The sequence below is a fragment of the Inquilinus ginsengisoli genome (genome assembly GCF_050434925.1).
Classification (GTDB): Bacteria; Pseudomonadota; Alphaproteobacteria; order DSM-16000; family Inquilinaceae; genus Inquilinus; species Inquilinus ginsengisoli_B.
In genome coordinates, this window is sequence record NZ_JBNDJK010000001.1 from 7,817,651 (window position 1) to 7,840,828 (window position 23,178).

General features: G+C 70.4%; 15 protein-coding genes. 11 read left to right on the forward strand and 4 right to left on the reverse strand.

The features are described 5' to 3' along the window. The first annotated feature begins 138 nt into the window (after nucleotides 1-138). Complete coding sequence (locus QFZ27_RS36605) at nucleotides 139-6,156, forward strand: AAA family ATPase (protein WP_429231746.1); 6,018 nt, start codon at nucleotides 139-141, stop codon at nucleotides 6,154-6,156. Here the strand turns inward: QFZ27_RS36605 and QFZ27_RS36610 are convergent. After that, nucleotides 6,120-6,869: a response regulator gene (locus QFZ27_RS36610; RefSeq protein WP_429231748.1), complete on the reverse strand. Its 750-nt coding sequence runs from the start codon at nucleotides 6,867-6,869 to the stop codon at nucleotides 6,120-6,122. The two genes, QFZ27_RS36605 and QFZ27_RS36610, sit on opposite strands and share 37 nt — an antisense overlap. Before the next feature lie 253 nt (nucleotides 6,870-7,122). Here QFZ27_RS36610 and QFZ27_RS36615 point away from each other — a divergent pair, with 253 nt between their 5' ends. The 5 genes from QFZ27_RS36615 to QFZ27_RS36635 all read left to right on the forward strand — a co-directional run bounded on the left by QFZ27_RS36615 (nucleotide 7,123) and on the right by QFZ27_RS36635 (nucleotide 14,324). Continuing rightward, entirely contained in the window at nucleotides 7,123-8,697 is a 1,575-nt protein-coding gene (locus tag QFZ27_RS36615) for a flavin monoamine oxidase family protein (RefSeq protein WP_429231750.1), read from the forward strand. A 51-nt stretch (nucleotides 8,698-8,748) separates the two neighbouring features. Further along, nucleotides 8,749-10,359 carry a flavin monoamine oxidase family protein gene (locus QFZ27_RS36620; protein ID WP_429231751.1) on the forward strand — a complete coding sequence of 537 codons (1,611 nt, stop codon included), beginning with the start codon at nucleotides 8,749-8,751 and terminating at the stop codon, nucleotides 10,357-10,359. Nucleotides 10,360-10,394: 35 nt separating this feature from the next. Next, the gene (locus tag QFZ27_RS36625; protein ID WP_429231753.1) at nucleotides 10,395-12,185 is read left to right on the forward strand and encodes a thiamine pyrophosphate-binding protein; all 1,791 of its coding nucleotides are present in this window, start codon (nucleotides 10,395-10,397) and stop codon (nucleotides 12,183-12,185) included. Nucleotides 12,186-12,226: 41 nt separating this feature from the next. After that, complete coding sequence (locus QFZ27_RS36630) at nucleotides 12,227-13,255, forward strand: 3-oxoacyl-[acyl-carrier-protein] synthase III C-terminal domain-containing protein (RefSeq protein ID WP_429231755.1); 1,029 nt, start codon at nucleotides 12,227-12,229, stop codon at nucleotides 13,253-13,255. 298 nt (nucleotides 13,256-13,553) lie between these two features. Next, entirely contained in the window at nucleotides 13,554-14,324 is a 771-nt protein-coding gene (locus tag QFZ27_RS36635) for a hypothetical protein (RefSeq protein WP_429231757.1), read from the forward strand. A gap of 242 nt (nucleotides 14,325-14,566) precedes the next feature. Here the strand turns inward: QFZ27_RS36635 and QFZ27_RS36640 are convergent, their stop codons facing one another. The 3 genes from QFZ27_RS36640 to QFZ27_RS36650 all read right to left on the reverse strand — a co-directional run bounded on the left by QFZ27_RS36640 (nucleotide 14,567) and on the right by QFZ27_RS36650 (nucleotide 17,513). Next, a complete protein-coding gene (locus tag QFZ27_RS36640; protein WP_429231758.1) occupies nucleotides 14,567-15,400 on the reverse strand; it encodes a sugar phosphate isomerase/epimerase family protein in 834 nt (277 codons plus the stop codon). A 203-nt stretch (nucleotides 15,401-15,603) separates the two neighbouring features. Continuing rightward, nucleotides 15,604-16,440, reverse strand: coding sequence for a TIM barrel protein (locus QFZ27_RS36645; protein ID WP_429231759.1), 837 nt, complete (start codon nucleotides 16,438-16,440; stop codon nucleotides 15,604-15,606). A 41-nt stretch (nucleotides 16,441-16,481) separates the two neighbouring features. Beyond that, the gene (locus tag QFZ27_RS36650; RefSeq protein ID WP_429231761.1) at nucleotides 16,482-17,513 is read right to left on the reverse strand and encodes a LacI family DNA-binding transcriptional regulator; all 1,032 of its coding nucleotides are present in this window, start codon (nucleotides 17,511-17,513) and stop codon (nucleotides 16,482-16,484) included. 143 nt (nucleotides 17,514-17,656) lie between these two features. Here QFZ27_RS36650 and QFZ27_RS36655 point away from each other — a divergent pair, with 143 nt between their 5' ends. The 5 genes from QFZ27_RS36655 to QFZ27_RS36675 all read left to right on the forward strand — a co-directional run bounded on the left by QFZ27_RS36655 (nucleotide 17,657) and on the right by QFZ27_RS36675 (nucleotide 23,137). Then, nucleotides 17,657-18,742 carry a fatty acid desaturase family protein gene (locus tag QFZ27_RS36655; protein WP_429231763.1) on the forward strand — a complete coding sequence of 362 codons (1,086 nt, stop codon included), beginning with the start codon at nucleotides 17,657-17,659 and terminating at the stop codon, nucleotides 18,740-18,742. Nucleotides 18,743-18,766: 24 nt separating this feature from the next. After that, nucleotides 18,767-19,084 carry a MocE family 2Fe-2S type ferredoxin gene (locus tag QFZ27_RS36660; protein ID WP_429231765.1) on the forward strand — a complete coding sequence of 106 codons (318 nt, stop codon included), beginning with the start codon at nucleotides 18,767-18,769 and terminating at the stop codon, nucleotides 19,082-19,084. Between the two features lie 12 nt (nucleotides 19,085-19,096). After that, nucleotides 19,097-20,326 (forward strand): NAD(P)/FAD-dependent oxidoreductase, encoded by a 1,230-nt coding sequence (locus tag QFZ27_RS36665; RefSeq protein WP_429231767.1) that lies wholly within the window; start codon nucleotides 19,097-19,099, stop codon nucleotides 20,324-20,326. 103 nt (nucleotides 20,327-20,429) lie between these two features. Next, nucleotides 20,430-22,019, forward strand: coding sequence for an ABC transporter substrate-binding protein (locus QFZ27_RS36670; RefSeq protein ID WP_429231769.1), 1,590 nt, complete (start codon nucleotides 20,430-20,432; stop codon nucleotides 22,017-22,019). Between the two features lie 5 nt (nucleotides 22,020-22,024). Then, a complete protein-coding gene (locus QFZ27_RS36675) occupies nucleotides 22,025-23,137 on the forward strand; it encodes a serine hydrolase domain-containing protein (protein ID WP_429231771.1) in 1,113 nt (370 codons plus the stop codon). Nucleotides 23,138-23,178: the final 41 nt, after the last annotated feature.

Sequence of the window (23,178 nt, forward strand, 5' to 3'; positions counted from 1 at the left end):
GGTGGACTATACCGTCCAGCATGACACTGCCGTCGCCGCTCCTCCAGCGAAAAGCCGCCGGATCGCGGGAGCGTCGACGGAGTGCTACTCTAGGTTGATCGAGGGCAGCGCCAGCCTCGCCCCGGGGAGATGACAGCCGTGTCGGACGCCGCCCATCGCCTTCGTCGCCGCGAGGTCATCCACCGCACCGCCACCACCACGGTGATCCGGGCCGTCCTCGACGATGGCCGCCCGGTCATCCTGAAGCAGGCGCTGGGCGAGCCGGCGGTCGGCCTGGTCGACCGGCTGCGGCGCGAGCACGAGATCCTGGCCCGCTTCGACTCCGATCTCGTGGTCCGTCCGGTCGGGCTGCAACCGGACGGCCCGGAGGGGCCGGCCCTGGTGCTGGAGGATATCGGCGGGATCACGCTGTCCGACTGGATCGCCATGGCGCCGCCGGACCTCGCCGGCCGGATCGCGGTCGCGGAGGCCCTGGCCATCGGCCTCGCCCATGTGCATGAGCGCGGCGTGCTGCACGGCGACCTGTCGGCCCACAACATCGTGCTCAACCCGGCGGATCACCGGGTCAACTACATCGATTTCGGCGGCGCCGTACTGCTCGACCGCGGCGATTCCGTTCCGGCCGAGGCGTTGCCGGCGGTGGAGGACCTGACCACCGTCGCCCCCGAGCGGACCGGCCGGATGAACCGGCCGATCGACCACCGTGCCGATCTCTATTCGCTCGGCGCCGTGCTGTACCAGCTGTTCGCCGGCCGGCCGCCCTTCGCTGGCGAGGAGCGGCTGGAGCTGCTGCACGCCCATCTCACCCGGCGCCCGGAGCCGCTGGATGCGCTGCTGCCGGGGTTTCCGCCGGTGCTGGCGGAGATCGTGGCGACGCTGCTGCTGAAGGACGCCGCCGCCCGCTACCGCAGCGCCGCCGACCTGGCGGCCGATCTGGGACGCTGCCGCGCCGGCTTCGCGCCCGCGGGTGCCGCGAGCGGGCGTATCGCCGCCTTTGCCCTCGCCGCCGGCGGCGACAGCTTCGGCGACGGCACGATCCTGTACGGCCGGGCCGCCCCCCTGGCTGAGCTGCAGGCGGCGTTCGACGCCGCGCGGTCCGGCCGCAGCGGCGCCGCGCTGGTCACCGGCGCCCCCGGCATCGGCAAGAGCACGCTGGCGGCCGGGCTGCGCGACCGCGTGGCCGAGGCCGGCGGCCGCTTCGCCGCCGGCAAGTTCGAGCAGCAGCGCGACGAACCCTATCTCGGCCTGGTCCAGGCCTTCGCCGGGCTGGTGCGCGGCGTGCTGACCGAACCCGACGCCATGGTCGCGGCCTGGCGCGCCGAGCTGCTGGACCGGACGGGCCGCAGCGCCAGCGCGCTGGCCGAGCTGGTGCCGGGGCTGGACCGGCTGATCGGGCCGCAGCCGCCGGCGGCCGTCCTGGCCCCGGCCGAGGCCGGGCGCCGGCTGGCGCAGGCGGTGCAGGACCTGGTCGCCGCCTTCGCCGCGCCGGACCATCCGCTGGTGCTGCTGCTGGACGATCTGCAATGGGCGGACGGCGCCAGCCTGGAGTTGTTGGGCCCGATCTGCGCCGCCGCGCCCGCCGGCGGGCTGCTGCTGATCGGCACCTGCCGCGACGGGGATCTGGAACCGGCGCTGCAGGACGTGCTCGACGCGCTGCCCGGGCTGCGCCGCATCGGCCTGCAGCCGCTGGCGCCGGCGGATATCGAGGCCATGCTGGTCGCCGCCTATCGCGGCCAGCCGGACCAGGCGGCGGCGGCCGCCGCCCTGGTGCACGCCAAGACCCTGGGCAACCCGCTGTTCGCCCGCCAGCTGCTGGGCCATCTGCGCGACACCGGCGCGATCGGCCCGTCCGGGCGCTGGGACCTGGACCGCATCGCGGCGGTGGAGGCGACCGACAACGTGGTCGGCTTCCTGGCCGACCGCATTGGCCATCTGCCGGCGGAGCTGCGGCGCGTGGTGACCACCAGCGCCTGCCTCGGCATGCAGGTCGATGCCGAGTTGCTCGGTGCCGTGCTCGGCCTCGACGACGCGCCGCTGCGGCGAATCCTCGATGACGCCGTGGCGGAAGGGCTGATGGTGGTCCGCGACGGCGGCGTCGGCTTCGCCCATGACCGGATCCGCGAGGCCGCCGACCGGCTGGCCGAGGATCCCGAGGTCCTGCATCGCCGCATCGCCCTGCTGCTGCTGGAGCGGACCGGCGAGGCCCAGCTGCCCGGCGCCGCCTTCGCCATCGCCCGGCACCTGAATGCCGCGGGCGGGCTGGACGACGACCCGGCGCTGCGGGCGCGCTGCGCCGAGATCAACCTGATCGCGGCCCGGCAGGCCCGGATGGCGGCCGCCTTCGCCCCGGCCCGCGACTACGCCGAGACCGGGCTGCGCCTGAGCGACCCGGAGCTCTGGGACACCCGCTATGCCGACATTGCCGAGGCGGCGTTGCTGCTGGCCGAATGCCGGATGCTGACCCAGGACCACGCCGCCTTCGACCGCGAGGTCGAGGTGCTGGCCGCCCGGCTCAAGGACGACGAGCATCGGCTGCAGCTGGCCATGCTGCAGCTGGTGTCGCTCGACGCGCGGCTGATGGAGCGGGAGGCGATCGAGGTCGGCCGCCGGGCGCTGCGCCTGGTCGGCATCGAGCTGCCGGTGACCGTGGAGCAGCAGCGCGAGGCCGTCGGTGCAGAATTCGCAGAGTTCCAGCGGCTGATGGCCGGGCGCCCGGCCGAGGTGCTGCTGGACCTGCCGCCCCTGCAAGACCGGCGCCTGGCGGCAGCGATGCAGATCCTGTTCCGCCTGGCCCCCGACGCGCACAACACGCTGCAGCCGGCGCTGTTCGCGCTGATGGCGCTGCGCAACGCCAATCTGATGCTGCAGCACGGCAGCGACACGCTGGCGCCCGGGATCATCGTCACCCTGGCACTGACGCTGCGGGGGATGACCGGCGACAGCGTGATGGCCGACGCCTTCGCCCGGACCGCGATCGCCCTCGACGCCCGGCTCGGCCACCCGCTGACCGCCAGCGTGACCTTCGTCTACGCCTATTTCCTGCGGCACTGGCTGCACCCGCTGGCGGGGGCGCTGCAGCTCAACCTCGACGGCATCCGCGCCGGATTCGAGATGGGCGACATCCAGTTCGGCTCCTATCACGCCTCGGCCTATGTCATCCACCTGCTCGGCAGCGGCGGGGGGCTGGCCGAAGTGACCCGCATCGGCGAGGAGCATCTGCAGCTGATCGGCGACCGCAACCGGACGGCGGCCGAGCATTGCCGGATGCAGGTCGACTTCGCCGCCGCGCTGATGGGCCGGACGCCGGCGCCCACCAGCATGGCTCGCGACCGGGTCCGGAGCGAGGCGGAGGAAGACGCCCATCTGCAGGCGCTGGATCTGGTCGCCCGCGCCAACTACCTGATCCGCCGGCTGCAGCTGGCCCTGCTGTTCCGGGATCTCGCGGCGGCCCGGCGCCTGATCGGCCCGACGCTGGCGAACCTGGCCGGCGCGGCCGGCCTCGCGGCCGAAGCCGACGGCGTCGCCTTCCTGCTGCTGGCGGCGCTGGCGGATGACGGCGACCGCGGCGACGACTTCGCAGCGCAGCACAGTCGGCTGCGGGGCTGGAGCGAGCTCAGCCCGCACAATTTCGGCGCCATGAACAGCCTGGTCGAGGCGGAGCTGGCGCGGGCCGAGGGGCGCACCGCCGACGCGCTCGGCCTCTATGGCGACGCCATCCGTCGGGCCGAGGCCGCCAAGCTGACCCATCAGGCCGCGCTGGCGAACGAATATGCCGGGCGCTTCTGCCTGGGCCTGGGCAACGACGTCGCCGGCACGGCCCATCTGCGCGAGGCGGCGACGCTGTACGGCTATTGGGGCGCCGCCGCCAAGGTAGCCGCGCTGGAGCGGGAATTCCCGCGGCTCGCGATGCGGTCGCGCGCCGGCCGCGCCTCGCTGCGCGAGGCCGGCAGCCCGGCCGGCGAGGATGACATCGATTTCCGGGCGGTGCTGCGGGCGGCGCATTCGATCTCGCGCGAGATCGACCTGGGCCAGCTGGTGCAGCGGGTGCTGGGGGCGATCCAGGAGAGCGCCGGCGCGTCCTACGGCGTCCTGGTGCTGCGGCGCGACGACGGCCTGTATGTCGAGGCCATCGGCCGCGACCGGGAGATCTCGGTGCCGGCCGGCGAAGGGTATGGGCGGCTGGAGGAGAGCAGCGCCGTGCCCCGATCGGTCCTGTCCTATGTGCTGCGCACCCGCGAAGCCCTGGTGTTGGACAACGCACAGCATTCGGCCGAATTCTTGCGGGACCCTTACATCCAGGCCAACCGCGTCGTCTCGATCCTGTGCGCCCCGCTGGATGAGCGCGGCCAGGTCGACGGCCTGATCTATCTCGAGAACAACCTCGCCACCGGCGTCTTCAGTCCGCGCCGGCTCGAGGTGGTGCAGGTCCTGGCGGGGCAGGCCGCGATCGCCCTGGCGAATGCCCGGCTGTTCACCGCCCTGGACGGTGCGCGCACGGATCTCCTGCGGGCGAATGAAGGACTCGAGCAGAAGGTGAACGAGCGCACCGCGGAACTCGCCGCCGCCCGCAACCGCGCGGTGACTAAGGAGCGCGAGGCGCGCCGGGCCAAGCGCGCCGCCGAGGTCGCCAACCAGGCGAAGTCCCGCTTCCTGGCGGTGGTCAGCCATGAGATCCGGACGCCGATGAACGGCGTGCTCGGCATGCTGCAGATCCTCGACCGCGACCGCCTGGGCGAGGAGCAGCGCCGCTACCTGGAGATCGCCGAGAACTCGGGCAAGTCCCTGCTCGACCTGATCGACGGAATCCTGGACTACGCCCGGCTGGAGAACAGCCAGGAGGCGCTCGACCTGCATGATTTCGACCTGCACCGGCTGGTGGCCGACGCGGTCGAGCTGATCCGTCCCCAGATCGCGGCCAAGGGGCTGGGGCTGACCCTGTCGATCGACGCGCCGCCGGAGGCGATCCTGCGCAGCGATCCCCGGCGCCTCGGCCGGGTGCTGATCAACCTGCTCAGCAACGCCGTCAAATTCACCGCGGAAGGCGGCATCGAGGTGACGGTCGGGCTCGCCCCGATGCCGGGTGGGCGGTCGATGCTGCGTGTCGCGGTGACGGACACCGGCATCGGCATCGCTCCCGACATGCACGAGCGGATCTTCGGCGACTTCATCCAGGCCGATTCGTCGATCGCGCGGCGCTACGGCGGCACCGGGCTGGGCCTGGCGATCTGCCGCCGGATCGCCGACCTGCTGGGCGGCACGCTGACGGTCGAGAGCGCACCGAGCGCCGGAAGTACCTTCCGGCTGGCGGTGCCGGTGACGCTGGGCACGGCCAAGCCGGAGACGCCGGCGCCGGTCGTGGCCGGCCCGGCGCTGTCGGTGCTGGTGGTCGACGACGATCCAATCAACCGGGCCGTGGCCGCCGGGCTGCTCGGCCGGCTGGGCCACCGGGTCACCCTGGCCGATGGCGGCCAGGCCGCGATCGAGGCGGCAGCGGCCGCCGCCTTCGACGTGGTGATGATGGACCTGCACATGCCGGGCATGGACGGGCTGGAGGCCACGCGGCGGATCCGGGCCCTGCCGGGCGACCGCGAGCCGCCGCACATCCTGGCTTTGACCGCCGACCTGACCGACGGCAGCCGGCAGCGCTGCGCCCTGGCCGGGATCGAGCGCATCCTGGGCAAGCCGCTGCAACTGGCCGCGCTGCAGCGCATGCTGGCCGCCGTCTCGGACTCCCGCCCGCCGGCCGAATCACCGCTGGCGTCGGCCGATCCGACCACCCTGGTCGACCAGGAGTTCTACGACGAGCGCCATGAGATCCTGGGCATCCGCGAGCTGGCGCGGCTGGCCCTGATGTTCCATCGGGTCTCGCGGCCGCTGATCGGGGCGATCGGCGCCGCGGCCGAGGCCGGCGACCGCCGCGACCTGGCCCGCCTGGCCCATCGCCTGAGCAGCTCGGCCGGCGCGCTGGGCTTGATCCGCCTGGCCCGTCACGCCTCCGCGATCGAGGTCTGCGCCGGCAACGACGCGCCGATCGACGGGCTGATGGACATGGCGGCGGCGTTGGGGCCGCTCCGCCGCCTGTCGGTCGACGCCCTGATGGCGGAGATGCGGCGGTCGGCTCAGCCCCGCGCGTCGGTGCGGACGCCCAGTTTGTAGCCGACTCCGGTCACGGTAACGATGACCGGCGGCCCGCCGGCCGGCGTCTGCAGCTTGCGCCGCAGCCGGGCGACCAGTGCGTCGACCGTGCGGTCGCCGACCTCGGTGTCGCGGTTGCTGATCACCTCGACCAGGTAGTCGCGGCTGAGCGGCCGGCCATTGGCCTGCACCAGCGCCGCCAGCAGGTCGAACTCGCCGCGCGTCACCCGCACCGGCGTGCCGTCCCGGGTGGTCAGCTCGCGCCGGGTCTGGTCCAGCAGCCAGGAATCGAAGGTGACCACGGGGTTGTGCCGCGCGGCGTCGCGCTCCAGCCCCCGGCGGCGCAGCAGCGCCCGCGACCGGGCCAGCAGCTCGCGCAGCTTCACCGGCTTGGTCACATAGTCGTCGCCGGCCAGCTCGAGCCCGACGACGCGGTCGACCTCGCTGTCCTTCTGGGTGACGAAGATGATGCCGACGGCGCTGGTCGACCGGATCTCGCGGGCGAGGTCGAAGCCGTCGCCGTCCGGCAGCTGGATGTCTATGAACAGCAGGTCGGCGGGCATGCGCTTCATGGCGCGGCGGCATTCCGCGCCCGTGGCCGCCTCCTCCACCTCGAAGCCCTCTTCCGCGAAATAGCGCGCGATCATGGTGCGCGTGACCGGGTCGTCCTCTACCACGATCAGGCGATCGCGCCGTGCGGCGCCGCCCGTCATCTCCACCATCCTGGTGCTCATCAACGATCCTGCCCTGCCCCGCAGCCGTTCCTTGTCGAGGCGCGTAGCGGATGAATGCGAACGGCCGTTCAAATCTGGTTTACATCCCGCCCCGTCCGGCATGCTACCAGAGTCAGTAGGATTCGGCACCCGAACGTGTCGCGGCGGCAGGAAACAGTCGCCGGCCGAAGCAGGATTCGGAAGATTTTTCCTAAAATTTAATGCGAACGGGGTGGATCTATTGGGTCCCCCGCTCGAATCGGCGGAGGCCAGCATGTCCCAGCAGCAGAGCACCTATCCGCATGTCCCGATCGCCGAGATGCTGCAGCGGATCCGGAAGGACAATGCCGGGCACGGCACCAAGCATGTGGTGATCCTGGGCGCCGGCATCGCCGGCCTGGTGGCGGCCTATGAGCTGCAGCAGCTCGGCCACATCGCCACGATCCTCGAGGGCAGCGAGCGCGTCGGCGGCCGCATCCTGACCCACCGTTTCAAGGATGGCAGCTACAACGAGCTCGGGGCGATGCGCGTCCCCGGCTCGCACGACTACACCCATTACTACATCGACCGGGCCGGCCTGACGGGCCGGCTGATCCCGTTCGTCAACAGCGTCGACCAGAACTTCCTCGACATCCATGACGTCGTGTGCCGGCTGGGCGAGGACCGCAGCCGGATCTATCCGCGCTACGGCCTGCCGGAGACCCCGCCGTCGCCCGACGGCGCCTATCCGCAGGACCCCGGCGGCGCCATCTTCGGCTGGGTGCTGGCCAACGCCATCGCGCCCTTGACCCCATTCGAGCAGGACAGCCTGTTCAAGGGCGAGATGACCACCGACCGGCTGCGCTACCTCGACAACCTGTCGCTCGGCGCCTTCCTCGACACGGTGCTGCCGCAGTCGGTGAAGCAGCTGGTGGGCGCCTATACCAGCCTTGCCGTCTGGTTCGACAAGGCGGTGACGATGTTCATCCGCGACACCATCGTCGGCACCGGCAACAACCTGACCACGCTGCAGGACGGCATGAGCCAGCTGCCCGACACGCTGGCAGCGATGCTGCGCCCCGGCACCGTGCTGCCGAACCATGAGGTCACCCGCATCAGCCTGGCCTCCGAGACCAGCGTCGAGATCGGCTACACCGGGCCAGAAGGGCCGCAGACGCTGACCGCGGACTACGTGCTGTGCACCCTGCCCTTCGGCGTCATGCGCCGGATGCAGCTGGATGGCTTCAGCTACGGCAAGCGCCTGTCAATCAGCCAGATGGCCTATGCCGCCTCGACCAAGGTCATCCTCGACTGCCGCGAGCGGTTCTGGCAGTCGCGCTACGGTATCTATGGCGGCGCCTCGATCTCCGACGGGCTGCAGCGCCAGACCTACTATCCGATGGACCACCTGCAGGTCGAGCGCGGCCCGCTGCCGCCGCGCCCCTGGTCGAACCCGCACACCGGCCCGGCGCATGACGAGCGCACCGGGCCCGCGCCGAACGCCGATGCCTCGATGCCGGGGGCGCTGCTCGGTGCCTATTGCTGGGGCTCGGACGCGCTGCGCCTCGGGCTGATGGAGCCGGCGGCGCAGGTCGAGGCGGTGCGCCGCGGCATCGCCCGGTACCATCCGGAGATCCTGGACGACAATCTGGTGGTCGATTCCGCGTCGATCTGCTGGCAGTCGCACAAATGGTCGGCCGGCGCCTTCGCCTTCCTGCTGCCGGGACAGCTCGGCTCGATCTGGCTCGACGGCAAGAAGCCGGAGGGCCGGGTGTTCTTCGCGGGCGAGCACTGCTCGCTCGACCAGGCCTGGATCCAGGGCTCGCTGATCGCCTCGCTGGAGGCGGTCGACCAGATCGTGAGCATCTGACATGGCCGCCGCAGCGGCCGCACAACCATCCTTGCAGACGGAGCGATGATCATGGGCGCAGAATCCGAGAGCGTCATCGACTGTGCGATCATCGGCGGCGGCATGGGCGGCGTGTACAGCGCCTGGCGGCTGGCCACCGCGCCGGACTCGAAGATCCCGGCAGCCGGCATCCATCTGTTCGAGATGAGCGACCGGATCGGCGGGCGGCTCGACACGGTCCGCCTGCCTGGCATGCCGCATGTGCCGGCCGAGCTGGGCGGGATGCGGATCATGACCACCCAACTGCTGGTCATGGGGTTGGTCAAGCATCTGGGCTTCCAGACCGAGCCCTTCCCGATGGGCGGGGCGCAGAACCTGGCCTATCTGCGCAGTCACCGCTTCCAGATTCGCGAGTATGACGACGCCGCGACGGTGCCGTACTGGCTGACCGAGCAGGAGCGCGGCAAGTCGCCGTCGCAGCTGGTGGTGCAGGCGATCGAGACGATCATCCCCGGCGCCACCAAGATGAGCAGCGCGGAGCTGCGCGCCGCCTGCGCCGCCGCCACCCTGAACGGCTTTCCGCTGCGCCAGCACGGCTTCTGGCAGGTGCTGCTGAACCTGCTGAGCGTCGAGGCCTACAACCTCGCCCTCGCCGGCGGCGGCTTCAACACGGTGCTGACCAACTGGAACGCGGCCGAGGCCATCCCCTGGTACATGGAGGACTGGTCGATCCCGCCGGATCAGACCCCCTATGTCCACCTGCCCGAGGGCTACGAGGCCCTGCCCTGGCGCCTGCGCGACCAGTTCGCGGCGGCCGGCGGCCATGTCCATCTGCGGCGGGAGCTGATCGCCTTCAGCCGGCGCGAGGACGGGCTGTACGCCCTGATCATACACGACCACCTCGCCGGCCACGACCGCGTCGTCCTGGCGCGCCGCCTGATCCTGGCCATGCCGCGCCGGTCGCTGGACCGCATCGCCGAGCATCCGCTGGACCGTGCCGGGCCGAGCGAGTTCTTCGCCAAGCCCGGCGTGGCCGAGCTGCTGGCCACCGTCACCGGCCAGGCGCTGTACAAATTCGCCCTGGCCTATCCGCGGCCCTGGTGGCACCAGCTGGGCCTGACCTCAGGCGATTCAGTCACCGACCTGCCGCTGCGCCAGATCTACTATTTCGAGACCGAGGGCGACATGCCCGGCGGCGACCCGCGGAACCACAACTCGCTGCTGGTTGCGGCCTATACCGACGGCATCTCGGTCGATTACTGGGAGGGGGTGCGCGACAGCGGTCCGCCCTTCGAGGGCCGCCACAACCCCTTCGTCACCGGCGGCGAGCCGAAGCTGGGCGACATCTACCGGATCAGCGCGCTGATGGTGGCCGAGGCGCATCGCCAACTGCAGGAGGTGCACGGCGTGACCGACGCGCCGGAGCCCTATGCCGCCGCCTTCCGCGATTGGGGCGACGACCCCTATGGCGGCGGCTGGCATTCCTGGAACATCGGCGTCGACACCGCGGCGGTGATGCCGCTGATCGTCAAGCCAGTGCTCGACGAGGAGGTCTATATCTGCGGCGAGTCCTACTCGACCTACCAGGGCTGGGTCGAAGGCGCGCTGCAGACCGCCGAGATGATGCTGACCACGCATTTCGGCCTGGTCGCCCCGGACTTCACCCCCGCCTCCGCCGCCTGACCTCCAGTCCTCTCTCGCCCGGAAAGACCCTCGTGATGCTGCAGCAGAGCACGACCTACTACCGCACAGTGACCGACCGGACGGTGTCGCAGTTGCTGCTCGACTATCTGAAGCTCGAGGATGTCCGCTACCTGTTCGGCATTCCCGGCGGCGGCATCATGTATCTGCTGAACGATCTGCGGCTACGCGAGGACGAATTCACCTACATCGTCTGCCGGCACGAGACCGGCGCCGCCTACATGGCGGACGGGCTGCACCGCGTCACCGGCGGGCTGGGCGTGGTCCTGGCCACCACCGGCCCGGGTGCGGTCAACGCGCTGACCGGGGTGATGAACGCGCAGGCCGACCATTCCGCCGTCCTGGCCATCACCGGCGAGGTGGCCGAGAGCTATTTCGGCAAGGGCTATCTGCAGCAGGGCGTCGACGGCACGCTGAACGTCGACGCCGTGTACCAGGCCTCGGTGCAGTACAGCGCCATGATCGCCAGCCCGGACGATTTCGCCACCCTGTTCACCCAGGCGCTGCGCGACGCGCTGTCGATCCCGTTCCGCGCCACCCATATCAGCCTGCCGGTCGACGTCTCGAACGAGACGCCCGCCAAGCCGGTCCCGTTCCCGAACAGCTGGCGGAACTACCGCACCGTGCCGCAGGCCAGCGACCGCGCCCGCACCGACCAGGCGCTGGACCTGCTGCTGCGGGCGAAGCGGCCGCTGATCATGCTCGGCAACGGCAACCGCTTCGCGATGCAGGGCGAGCGCCGGGACAAGTTCATCGCCTTCGTCGAGCGCTTCGGCATCCCGGTGATGACCTCGCCCGACGGCAAGGCGCTGTTTCCGGAGACCCATCCGCTGGCGCTGCGCAACACCGGCTTGGCCGGCTGCATCTGGCCCAGCCTGTATCTCGCCGCGGCCGGCGGCGGCCTGGCCTATGACGCGCTGATGGTGATGGGGTCAGTGCTGGGCAACCTGGCTACCGGCAACTGGAACACCGCCCTGCTGCCGCAGGGGCCGCTGATCCAGGTCGATGCCGACCAGGCGGTGATCGGCCGGGTCTTCCCGATCGAACTCGGCATCGTCAGCGAGCTCGGCCAGTTCATCGACGATCTGTGCGAGCTGGCGGCGCGGCGCCAACCGGACGAGGCCGCGGTGGCGGAGCGGAAGACCTATATCCGCTGGATCCGGGACAACCATGCGCCGTGGTACGACCCGGAAAAGCGCGAGTCCCAGGCCAGCCCGATCCTGCCGCAATCGGCGATGCGGGTGATCAACGAGGTGGTGCCCACCGGCAGCCACATCTTCATTGACTGCGCCAACTGCGTCGGCTGGACGCTGAACGACCTGGCGATCGACCCGCCGACCCAACTCCACCTATCGCTCGACACCGGGCCGCTCGGCTTCGGCACCTGCGCGGTGGTCGGCGGCAAGCTCGGCGCGCCGGACCGGACCTGCGTCGCGATCACCGGCGACGGCGCCTTCCTGATGCATGGCAGCGAGGTGTCGACCGCCGCGCGCTACGGCATCGGCGCCGTCTGGATTGTCATGGACAACAACGACCTGGCGATGGTCAGCCAGGGCAACGCGCATTTCTTCCCCGAGCCGCCCGAGCCGTCCTGGACCGACTATTATAAGCTGGGCGCGCCGGACCTGGTGGCCTTCGCCACCGGGCTGGGCGCCACGACCTACACGGTGCGCGACCCGCAGCAGCTGCGCGCCGCCCTGACCAAGGCGATCGGCCAGGCCGATCTGTACCGCCGGCCGCAGGTGATCGTGCTGGAGATCGACCGGTCCGAGGTGCCGCCCTATTACCGCACCCCGCCGCAGGCCTGAGCATGCCCGTCGCACCCCAGACTTCGCGGAAGGATTCGTGAATGGTTGACAACACCGCCCGCATCAAGGGCGTCGGCTTCGCGGTGCCGGAGCAGGTCCGGACCAACGATGCGCCGGTCTTCGACTGGATCAAGGCCCATCCGCCGCCGCACACCGACCTGTTCCAGGGCTTCGACCAGCGCCGGATCCTGGCGCCGGGCCAGAGTCTGATCGGGCTGATGGCCGAGGCCGCCGCCGCCGCCCTGGTCGATGCCGGGCTGGGTGCCGGCGACATCGACCTGCTTGTCGGCGCCGCCTCGGTGGCCGACTACATCAGTCCGAACGACCTGGTGGCGCTGCACCAGACGCTGAACCTGCCGCCGCGCTGCCAGGTGCTGCCGCTGGGGACCGAGTTCACCATCTTCAATGACGGGCTGGTCCTGGCCGAGGCGCTGATCCGCACCGGCCGCGGCCTGCGCAACGCGCTGGTCGTCTGCGGCTGCAACTGGAGCCGGCATGTCAGCTACCACGAGGCGACCTGCATCGGCGCCGCCGACGGCGCCGGCGCCGCGGTGATGGCGGTGAGCGACGACCCTCAGCGCTTCGCCCTGGTCGACGTGGTGACCGACACCGACACCGGCTATTTCGGCGCCATGCATATGAGCGCCCGGCCGGCCGGCACGATCGACCCGCCGCCGCCCTATCTGGCCGAGAGCTTCACCACCCCGCTGATGTATATCGGCGACGAGGGGGCCGCGTCGTACAAGGAGTACGGCGCCAAGATCCCGCCGCGGATCGTCGACCGGCTGCTGCGCCGCAACGGGCTGGCGGCCGACGAGATCACGCTGATCACACACCAGGCCTCGTCGGTGCTGAGCGGCGCCTGGGCCGAGGCGATCCGGCCGGGCCAGTATCTGTCGACGCTGACCGAATACGCCAACATGACCTCGGCCTCGGTGCCGGTGACCTTGGCGGCGCTCTATTCCGAGATCGCCCGCGACAACCTGGTGCTGCTGACCATCGGCCTGCAGCAGCAGACCTCGGCTGTGCTGCTGCGCCGCCGCTGCGCCCGGGGACAGGTCGCCGTCTGATCCGGCGGGCGCTGGCGTCGGGCCCTCCTCCAGCTTCGACCAGGGCCGGGTTCGATCGATGCGGTCGAAGCCCACCGTCGTTTCCGCCGCCAGTTATTCGCTATGTCGTCCGGTGCGAATGGTGGTTCATACCCCAGTCACAGCTGTGAACGTTGCGGCGCCTATACACGAGCATAAGCTGAGCCGCGCAATACTGCGCCAAGTTCCCCGGGTGGCATCGGCGGAATATTGTCGCGCGACTGGAGCGTGCGGACGGCGGTGGGCCGCCGATTGGCGGCCGAAAAAATTGGAGGCCTTCATGCACAACAGAATCGCGCCGGGGGGAAAGCCGCCATCGGACGGGTTGGCGGCACTGTTCGATGCCATCGAGACCCGCGGCGGCATCGCCGGTGTCTCGAGCCGGGCGGTCGGAGCGAACGAAGCCGCGTTCCGCGCCATGCATCTCGACCTCGGCGAGATCCATGCGGCGCTGCGAGCCGCCGATCTCGATCCCCCGCTGGTGACCATCTGCGCCGATGTGCTGCGCATCCCCGACCGGTTCGACTGGACCCTGCGCCGGACCGAGCTGGTGATCGTGGCCCGCCGGATCCAGTCGGACGGCTATGCCTCCCTGAATCTCGACTATCGCGACGGCACGACGGCGAGCGTGACCGTGTTCGCCGAGGAAGTGGACGGCCGGTTCCAGGCGATCGCCATGACCGCGCCCGACGGGCCGCAGCCGGCGGCCTTCATCTTCGATGCCGCCCCGGCGATGGGAGGCACCCGAATCCATCTGCCGGGCCGCCAGCCCGTCGAGACGTCGCTGGACAGCATGCGGGACCTGCCGTCCCGCGCGATGACGGTCGTCGAGCAGGCCCTTCAGACCGAATGCGCCATCGCCTCGCTGCTTCGCGAGCAGCGCCCAGACCTGGCCCGGGCGATGGTCGGCTGGATCAAATCCTGGTCCGACGACGTGCCCGGCCTGGCTCGGATCGCAGCGGAGCTCGACAAGCTTCTGGTCGCGCAGGCCGGTGCGACCCTGACGTCGCTGTCCTCCTGGCAGAAGAACGCCATGGCCGCGACCGGCTGACGCCGGCGGGCGTTGAGACCGACTCTTCCCTCCCTTCCCCGTCATGGCGAGCATCTCACGCCGCTGCGCGGCCCCGGAATGGAAAGAAAGTTTTAACTTCTTCAAGAGGAGGCGAAGCCGACGTGGCCATCCAGGGGGCTGGTGCCGCTGGATGCCACGCCCCCGCGCGGCTCGCCATGACGGGTCAATACTTCGGGCCACTGGCATGACACCATCGGCCCGTCTCCGCGCGGTGCGGCCCGCTACCTTGCGGCCGTCTCGGCCCAGAGGTCACGAGCCAGCCCGGCGAGGGTCAGGGATTCGGCCCAGCGGTCGGTGGTGTCGTTGCCGTCCCGCCCGGTGATGGCATAGGGCTGCGGCCCCAGCTCGCAGGTGAAGGAGAGGGTCGCATCCGCCGCGGCACGGCGGCGCCAGCTGCGGAAGCCATCGCCCCACCAGTCGAGGAACAGGTCCACCCAGGGCTTGTGGTGTGGAAAGGAAATCTCGATCTGCACCTGCTCGCGCGAGGCGACGCGGCCGTGGAAGGCCCAGGAATTCTCCAGGATCCGGTGGATCAGGGCGTGGTTCTCGTCCGATACCGGCCAGGCGAATTCCCGCCCGACCAGGAAATGCGACAGGTCGGCCAGCAGCGGCAGCTCCGGATAGCGGTCGAGCAGGTCGAGGGTGAAGTACAGATCCGTGGTCATCCGGTCGCGATGGGTCTCGATCAGCACCGGAAACTCCACCTGCTCGGCCAGGCGCCGCCAGCCCTCGATCAGCGGCACACAGTCCTCCAGCCGCCGCGGCCGGACATCCGGCTGCAGGTTGATGTGGTGCACCGGGAACTGCGCCGCGATCTCGAGCACCGGCTTCAGCTCGTCGACCGTCTTCGGGAAGCACACGCCCTCGGCGACCATGCCGGAGCGCAGGCCGCCCGCCATGCGGCGGACCAGATCCCGATCGGTCCAGGGCGTGCTGATGCCGTCGAAGCCGGCCCCGGCGATCATTTCGATATTGGCCTCGACCGTGCGCTCGAACCCGTCGGTGTGCCGCCGCTCCATCGCCCAGAGCGACTGAAGCACCAATAGCCGCTGCATTCCCCTGCCCCTCCTTGCGTTCAGGCCTTGCGCCGGCGGCGCTGGCAGTATTGCTCGGCGCGATGACGCCGCCCTTCACGATGTCCTGACAGCAGGCGTCGATGCCGGCGACGGTAGATCGCGCCGCCGGGCGGCTCAATCAGTCGATGATGGAATCTCGCAAATCCTCTCACAGGCTCGCGGATCTCGCTGATGGATCTCCTTCATTCGGTCGCTGTCCGAGCCTGTCTTGCAGCCAGATGGTCGATGCTGCCCCGCAGCGCACCGGCAATGTCGGGATCGGCGTGGACGCTGGCGGCGAAGGGTTCGAAGGAGACGGGGCCGCGATAGCCGCCGGCGCGCAGCGCCTCAACCTGGCCGAGATTGTCGATAGTGTCGGCCGGCCCGACCAGCACCCGATGCGCGTCGCGCAACTCGGCCAGGGGCACGCGGCGATCCTCGACGCCGGAGATGTGGGCCAGCGCGGTGCGATCGGGAAACAGATCCGGCTCGCCCGCCACGTGATGGTGGAAGGTGTCGTGCACCAGCCGAAGCCGGTCGCCGAGTCCAAGCACATCGATCGCAGCCACGGTCTCGCGCTTGGAGCGGAGCGAGCAGATCTCGAAGCCGAGCGGCTCGACCAGGCCGAGGATGCCGGCCCCGGCCAGGATCGGAGCCAGGCCCGACAGCGCCCGGCACAGCCCGGCGCGCCGCTCCTCCGGCGGCGGCTGCCAGCCGGCGTCGTTGACCGGGACCAGCACCAGCGCCCCGGCGCCGCAACGGCCAGCATAATCGGCGAGCGCCCGCGCCTCCTCGGCCCGCGCCTCGGTCCAGTCGTTGAAGCGCTGCAGCGCGTTGATCGACAGGATGGTCAGGCCGCGCCCGGCCGCCAGCCGCGCCACCTCCGCCGCCGCCAGGCCGCCGGCGACAGTGCCGTCGCCAAGATCGTTGCGGATCTCGACGCCGCGGCAACCGAGGCCCGCGGCGAGGTCGAAGAACCGCGGCACATCCGAGGCCGGCGCCACCATGTGGTTCAGCGCCACGACGACATCCGTCTCCATCCCGTCACCGTCTGGTTGTTCAACCGGCAGGCACGCCGACCCTAAATATTCTCCGACACATACAGCTCGAACGGTACCAGGATCTGGCCCGGCGGCTCGGGGGTGGGCGCCTCCATCGCGCGCACCATCGCGTCCACCGCCCGCGCCGCCAGGAGCGGGGTCGGGGTCGAGATCACCGCGGTCAGCACGCCGTCGATCAGGGCGGCGCGGGTCTTGGCCGTCAGCTCGTTGCACACGATCGCCACCGGCGCATGCGCCGTCTCCTGCCGCGCCGCGTCGATCACGCCCTCGGTGCCGCCGCCGCAGATGTAGAGGCCGACCAGATCGGGGTTCCCGGCCATCAGGTCGTGCGTCGCCTCGCGCGCGATCCGCGCATCCTCGAGGTTGATCAAAGGCTCCAGCAGCCGGAACTCCGGCGCGTGCTCGCGGAAATAGGAGCGGAACGAGATCTCCGCCGTCTCCTGGCACAGATAGCGGTGGCTGCCGACGATGATGCCGACCTTGCCGGGTGCCCGTGCCGTCTTCGCCACCATCCAGGCGGCGGTGCGGCCCTCCTTCCGGTTGTCGCGGCCGATATAGCCGGCCCGCTCCTCGGCCATCAGGTCGGTCACGATGGCGAAGACGGGAACGCCGTCGCGCCGCAGATCGGCGATCGCTTCCGACACATGCGGATGGTCGACCGAGACCACGGCCAGCGCGTCCACCCGGGCGCCGACCCGGCGCAGGGCCTCGACGATGGTCGCCGGCGACAGCTCCTCCATGAACTCGACCACCGCCCGGCCGCGCACCGCGGTACAGGCGGCGGTGGCGGCCTGAAGATCCGCAGCGAGCTGCTGATAGAAGGCGACCTCACGCTTCTGCAGCAGGAAGCCGAAGGTGCGGACCGGCAACTCGCCCCGCAGCCGCTGCTGCAGCAGCGTGGTGGCGTGGTAGCCGATCGCCTCGGCGGCGCGCAGTACCCGCTCGGCCGTGCCCTCACGCACGGGGTGGCGCTGGTTCAGCACCCGGTCGACGGTGGCGACACTGACGCCCGCCGCTGTGGCGAGGTCGGTGATGGTGGGGCGCCTGCTCATCTGCTTCCGCTGTCAGATCCGATCATGGCAGCCTGCCACGTGATGATGGGAAATGATAGATTCTATCATCACCGCATTGAGACAGGCGGAGCCGCGGGTTACGCTCCCTGCACATCCGCGGACAAGCGGTGCAGGAGGACGCCATGCCGGGAGAGATCGGCCGGAGGGACTACAGCCTGGTCGGGGTGGAGAGCCGGCGCGCGGTCGAGGCCGGGCTGCCCGGGGCCGCCTGGTACGCCTCGCCGATCCCGCGCAAGGAGATGAAGGAGCTGATGCGCCGGATGGACGGGCCGGCGATCCGCGATACGCTGATCTGGTTCGCGGCGCTCGCGATCACCGGCGGGCTTGGCGGGGTCTTCTGGGGCAGCTGGTGGGCCGTGCCGTTCTTCGCGGCCTATGGCGTGCTGTACGGCTCGGCCTCGGACAGCCGCTGGCACGAATGCGGCCACGGCACCGCCTTCAAGACGCGCTGGATGAATGACGCCGTCTACCACATCGCCTGCTTCATGATCCTGCGCGAGCCGACGGTCTGGCGCTGGAGCCACACCCGGCACCACACCGACACCATCATCGTCGGCCGCGACCCCGAGATCGCCGCGCCGCGCCCGCCCAGCGTCCTGAAGATCGTCCTCAACCTCTTCATGCTGAAGAGCAGCGAGGTCGCGATCCGCAAGCTGTTCGTGCACGCGGGCGGGCGGCTGACGGCGGAGGAGGAGACCTTCATCCCGGAGATGGAGCGCTGGAAGGTGTTCCTGATCGCCCGGATCTACCTCGGCATCTTCGCCGCGGTGATCGCCGCCTGCCTGGCGCTGCGCAGCATCCTGCCCGCCATGGTTGTCGGGCTGCCGACCCTGTATGGCGGCGGGATGGTCCTGTTCTTCGGCCTGACCCAGCATGCCGGCCTGGCCGAGGACGTGCTGGACCATCGGCTGAACAGCCGCACCGTCTACATGAACCCGGTGTTCCGGTTCCTGTACTGGAACATGAACTACCATGTGGAACACCACATGTTCCCGATGGTGCCCTACCACGCTTTGCCGAAGCTGCATGCGGCGATGAAGCATGACTGCCCGCCGCCCTATCCGAGCTGCTGGGCCGCCTATCGCGAGATCATCCCGACCCTGCTGCGGCAGCTGCGCGACCCGCGCCACCATGCCGTGCGGCGGCTGCCCGCCGGCGCGACGCCCGGGCCGGCGATCGGGGCCGCCCAGGCCGCGCCGGCCGAATGACGCGCATAGACGAGGGAATAGAGCATGGATGGCTGGATCGCGGCCTGCGCGGCAGATGAGATCGATGAGGAGGACGTGATCCGCTTCGACCATGGCGGCCGCAGCTTCGCCATCTACCGCACCGAGGACGACCGCTACTTCGCCACCGACGGGCTGTGTACGCATGAGCAGGTGCACCTCGCCGACGGGCTGGTGATGGGCACGATCATCGAATGCCCCAAGCACAACGGCCGCTTCGACTTCACCACCGGCGCGGCCAAGGGCGCCCCGGTCTGCGTCGCCCTCAACACCTATCCGGTGAAGGTCGAGGGCGGGCAGGTCTTCCTCCGGCTCGGGTCCTGACGGATGGCCGGGATGGTGATCGTCGGCGCCGGCGAGGCCGGGGCCCGGGCGGCGACGGCGCTGCGCGAGGAGGGCTGGGACCGCCCGATCACGCTGGTCGGCGGCGAGATCCATCCGCCCTACGAGCGCCCGCCCCTCTCCAAGGCCGCGCTGCTGGCGGAGACGGAGCCGGTTGCGACCACCGTCCTGAGCCAGGATCGCGCCGCCGCGCTGGACATCGCGCTGGTGCTGGGGACCGAGGCCACGGCGATCGACCGCGCAGCCCGCGCCGTCGTGCTGACCGACGGGCGCGCCCTGCCCTATTCCCGGCTGCTGCTGGCGACCGGGGCGCGGCCGCGGCGGCTGACCCTGCCGGGCCATGAGCAGGCCCTGTATCTGCGCCGCTTCGACGACGCCCTGGCGCTGCGTCCGCTGCTGCGCCCCGGGGTGCGGCTGGTCATCATCGGCGGCGGCTTCATCGGGCTGGAGCTGGCGGCGGCCGCGGTCGCGCGCGGCTGCGCCGTGACCCTGGTCGAGGCCCAGCCCCGCATCCTGATGCGCGGCGTCCCGGCCGAGATCGCCGCGGTGATCGCCGACCGGCACCGCGCCGCCGGAATCGACCTCCGCACCGGCATCGACATCGAGCGGATCGAGCCGGACGCCGTGGTGCTGGCTGATGGCAGCCGGATCACGGCCGATGCGGTGATCGCCGGCATCGGCGTGGTGCCGGAGACTGCGCTGGCGGAGGCCGCCGGCCTGGCGGTCGATAACGGCATCGCCGTCGATGCGACGCTGGCGACCGCCGATCCCGTCATCTTCGCGGCCGGAGACTGCGCCGCCTGCGCCCATCCGCTGTATGCCGGCCGCCGCATCCGGATCGAGGCCTGGCGCAACGCCCAGGACCAGGGGGCGCTGGCCGCGCGCAACATGCTGGGCCGCGGCGAGGCGATCGCGGCGGTGCCCTGGTTCTGGTCGGACCAATACGAGCTGACGCTGCAGATCGCCGGCCTGGCCGATGTAGGGCGGACGATGGTCGCGCGGGACCTTGGCGACGGGGCGCAGCTGCTGTTCCACCTGGCGGCGGACGGAAGGCTGGTCGCCGCCAGCGGCGTCGGGCCCCTGGGCAAGATCGCCCGCGAGATCCGGCTGGCCGAGATGCTGATCGCGCATCGCGCGGCCCCCGATCCCGACGCGCTCGCCTCGCCGGCGGTCCGGCTGAAGACCCTGCTGGCCGCCCGAACCAAGGCCCCTGAGGTCGCTTGACCGGCTGAAACGGCTTCTCCCATAGTCGAAAAAATTAGCGCTTAAGAAAAATCGTTGCCGACTTCCGGTCTGGCAGCGCGATGCAATGGGCAGGGAGAAGATGATGGCGATGCTGAAGCATCGGCTGGTTGCCGCGGTTGCGGTGGTGCTGGCGGCAGGGGCGGCGCCGGCCGCGGCGAAGACGCTGGTCTACTGCTCGGAGGCCAGCCCCGAGAGCTTCAACCCGATGTTCGCCAGCGCCGATTCCACCATGGATGCGGTGGCGCGGACGATCTATGACCGCCTGGTCCGGTTCAAGCCCGGCACCACCGAGGTCACGCCGTCGCTGGCCGAGCGGTGGGAGGTGTCGGATGACGGGCGCATCTACACCTTCCATCTGCGATCGGGCGTGGCGTTCGAGCCGAACGCCACCTTCACCCCGACCCGGCCCCTGAACGCGGACGACGTCGTCTACTCCTTCGCCCGGCAGTGGCAGGCTGACAACCCGTTCCACGCCCTCGGCGGCTCCAGCTACGAGTATTTCGAGGCGCTGGGCCTTGGGGCGATGCTGCAGTCGGTCGAGAAGGTCGACGACCTGACCGTGCGCTTCACCCTGAAGGCGCCGAACGCCACCTTCCTGGCCACCGTCGCCCTGGATTTCGCGTCGATCCAGTCGCTGGAGATGGCCGAGGCGATGGTGGCGAAGGGCACGCCGGAGGTGCTGGACAACACGCCGGTCGGCACCGGGCCCTTCGTGCTGCAGGCCTATGACCCGGATTCCCGCATCCGCTTCAAGGCGAACCCGCATTACTGGGACGGCAAGCCGCCGATCGACACGCTGGTGTTCGATATCGTGCCGGACGCGACCGTCCGGGTGTCCAAGCTGCAGGCGGGGGAATGCCAGGTCACCACCCAGCCTTTGGCCACGGCAGTGCCGGATTTGAAGAAGGACCCGGCCATCGAGGTACTGCAGCGGCCGGGCGACAATCTCGGCTATCTCGGCTTCAACGTCGGGAAGAAGCCCCTGGGCGATGTCCGGGTGCGGCGCGCCCTGGCCATGGCGCTGAACCGCCCGGCGATCGTCGATGCCGTCTACCAGGGGGCGGGCACGCTGGTGAACTCCGCGCTCTCGCCGGTCGAATGGGGGGCGGCCAAGGACCTCAAGGGCTATCCCTATGATCCCGCAGCCGCCAAGGCGTTGCTGGCCGAGGCGGGATATCCCGACGGCTTCTCCCTGTCGCTCTGGGCCATGCCGGTGTCGCGGCCCTACAACCCCGACGCCCGCCGCATGGCCGAGATGATCCAGGCCGACTGGGCCGCGATCGGGGTGAAGGCCGAGATCGTCAGCATGGAATGGGGCGCCTATCTCAACCGCACCCAGGCGGGCGAGCATGATGCTCTGCTGCTGGGCGGCACCAGCGACAACGGCGACCCGGACAACACCCTGACCTTCGTCCTGGCCTGCGGCGAACAGAACCGCATGAAGTGGTGCGACAAGCCGTTCGACGACCTGCTGAACCAGGCCCGCGCACTCACCGACCAGGCTAAGCGGGCGGCGCTGTACGTCAAGGCCCAGACGATCGTAGAGGAGCAGGTGCCGCTGGTGCCGATCGCCAGCTCGATCGTCTCGATGCCGATCCGCAAGGGCGTGCTGAACTACGTGCTGGACCCGTTCGGGCGCCAGAATTTCGCGAAGGTTGATCTGGCGGAGTAGCGCGCATGTCGGAAGATCTGCAGGCGCGGATGCAGCGCATCCTCGACGCCTTCGTGGCGCAGGGCATCGTCGGGGCTTCCGCCGCCGTGATGGCGGGCGGCGGCGCGCCCGTGACGGCCGTGGCCGGCCTGGCGGACCGCGCGCGCGGCGTCCCGGTCAGCCCGTCGCATCTGTTCAAGAACGGCAGCTGCACCAAGACCTTCGTCGCCGCCACGCTGCTGCGGCAGGCCCGGGCGGGCAAGGTGCGGCTGGACGATCCGGCGGCGCGCTGGTTCCCGGACCTGCCGAAGGGCGACCGGATCCGCGTGCGCGACCTGATCAACCACCGCAGCGGCCTGCCGGAGTTCGAGTTCGACATGCCGATGACGCCCGGTCTCCAATGGACGCCGCAGGCGATCATCGACCTGGCGTTCCGGGCACGGCCGCAGGACGAGCCGCACCGGGTCGCGAGCTACAGCAACACCGGCTATGTCCTGGCCGGCATGGTGATCGAGGCCGCGACCGGCGACAGCCTGGCCGGCCAGATCCGCCGCGAGGTGCTGCAGCCGCTGGGCCTGTCCGACAGCTTCTGCGCCGCCGGCGAGCCGTTTCCGGAGGACCGGCTGGCGCGGGGCCACTACCATCGTCCACCGCCGGCCACGGGCGCGGCCCTGTCGCTGGAGCAGGGCGGCGAGATGTGGGCCATGGACGGGATCCTGCCCTATTCGGACGAGCTGCAGGATTCCACCGAATTGTTCCCGTTCTCCGGCGCCTATGCCGCCGGCGACATGGTGTCGACGCCGCGGGACATGGCGCTGTTCCTGGACGGGCTGTTCGGCGGCCGCTTGTTCGAGGCCGAGTGGCTGACGCAGATGGCGGATGACCGTTGGCCGGCCGGGTTCCCCGGCACCCGGATGCGGGAATCGGGGGCCGGGCTGTTCCTGTCGGCCTATGCCGGCCGGCAGACCCTGGGCCACCAGGGCAGCATCCCGGGCTACGTCTCCCTGATGCAGCATCATCGCGACAGCGGGATCAGCGCGGCCCTGCTGACCAACACCGGGGCCGGCAACCGGCTGAGCTTCCGGGCCTCCGGACTGCACGAGACGTTCGACCAGATCCTGGAGGCGGCCCTCGCCTGAGGACCGCCCCTTTCCGGATCAACCGTCGCTCGACCGATTCC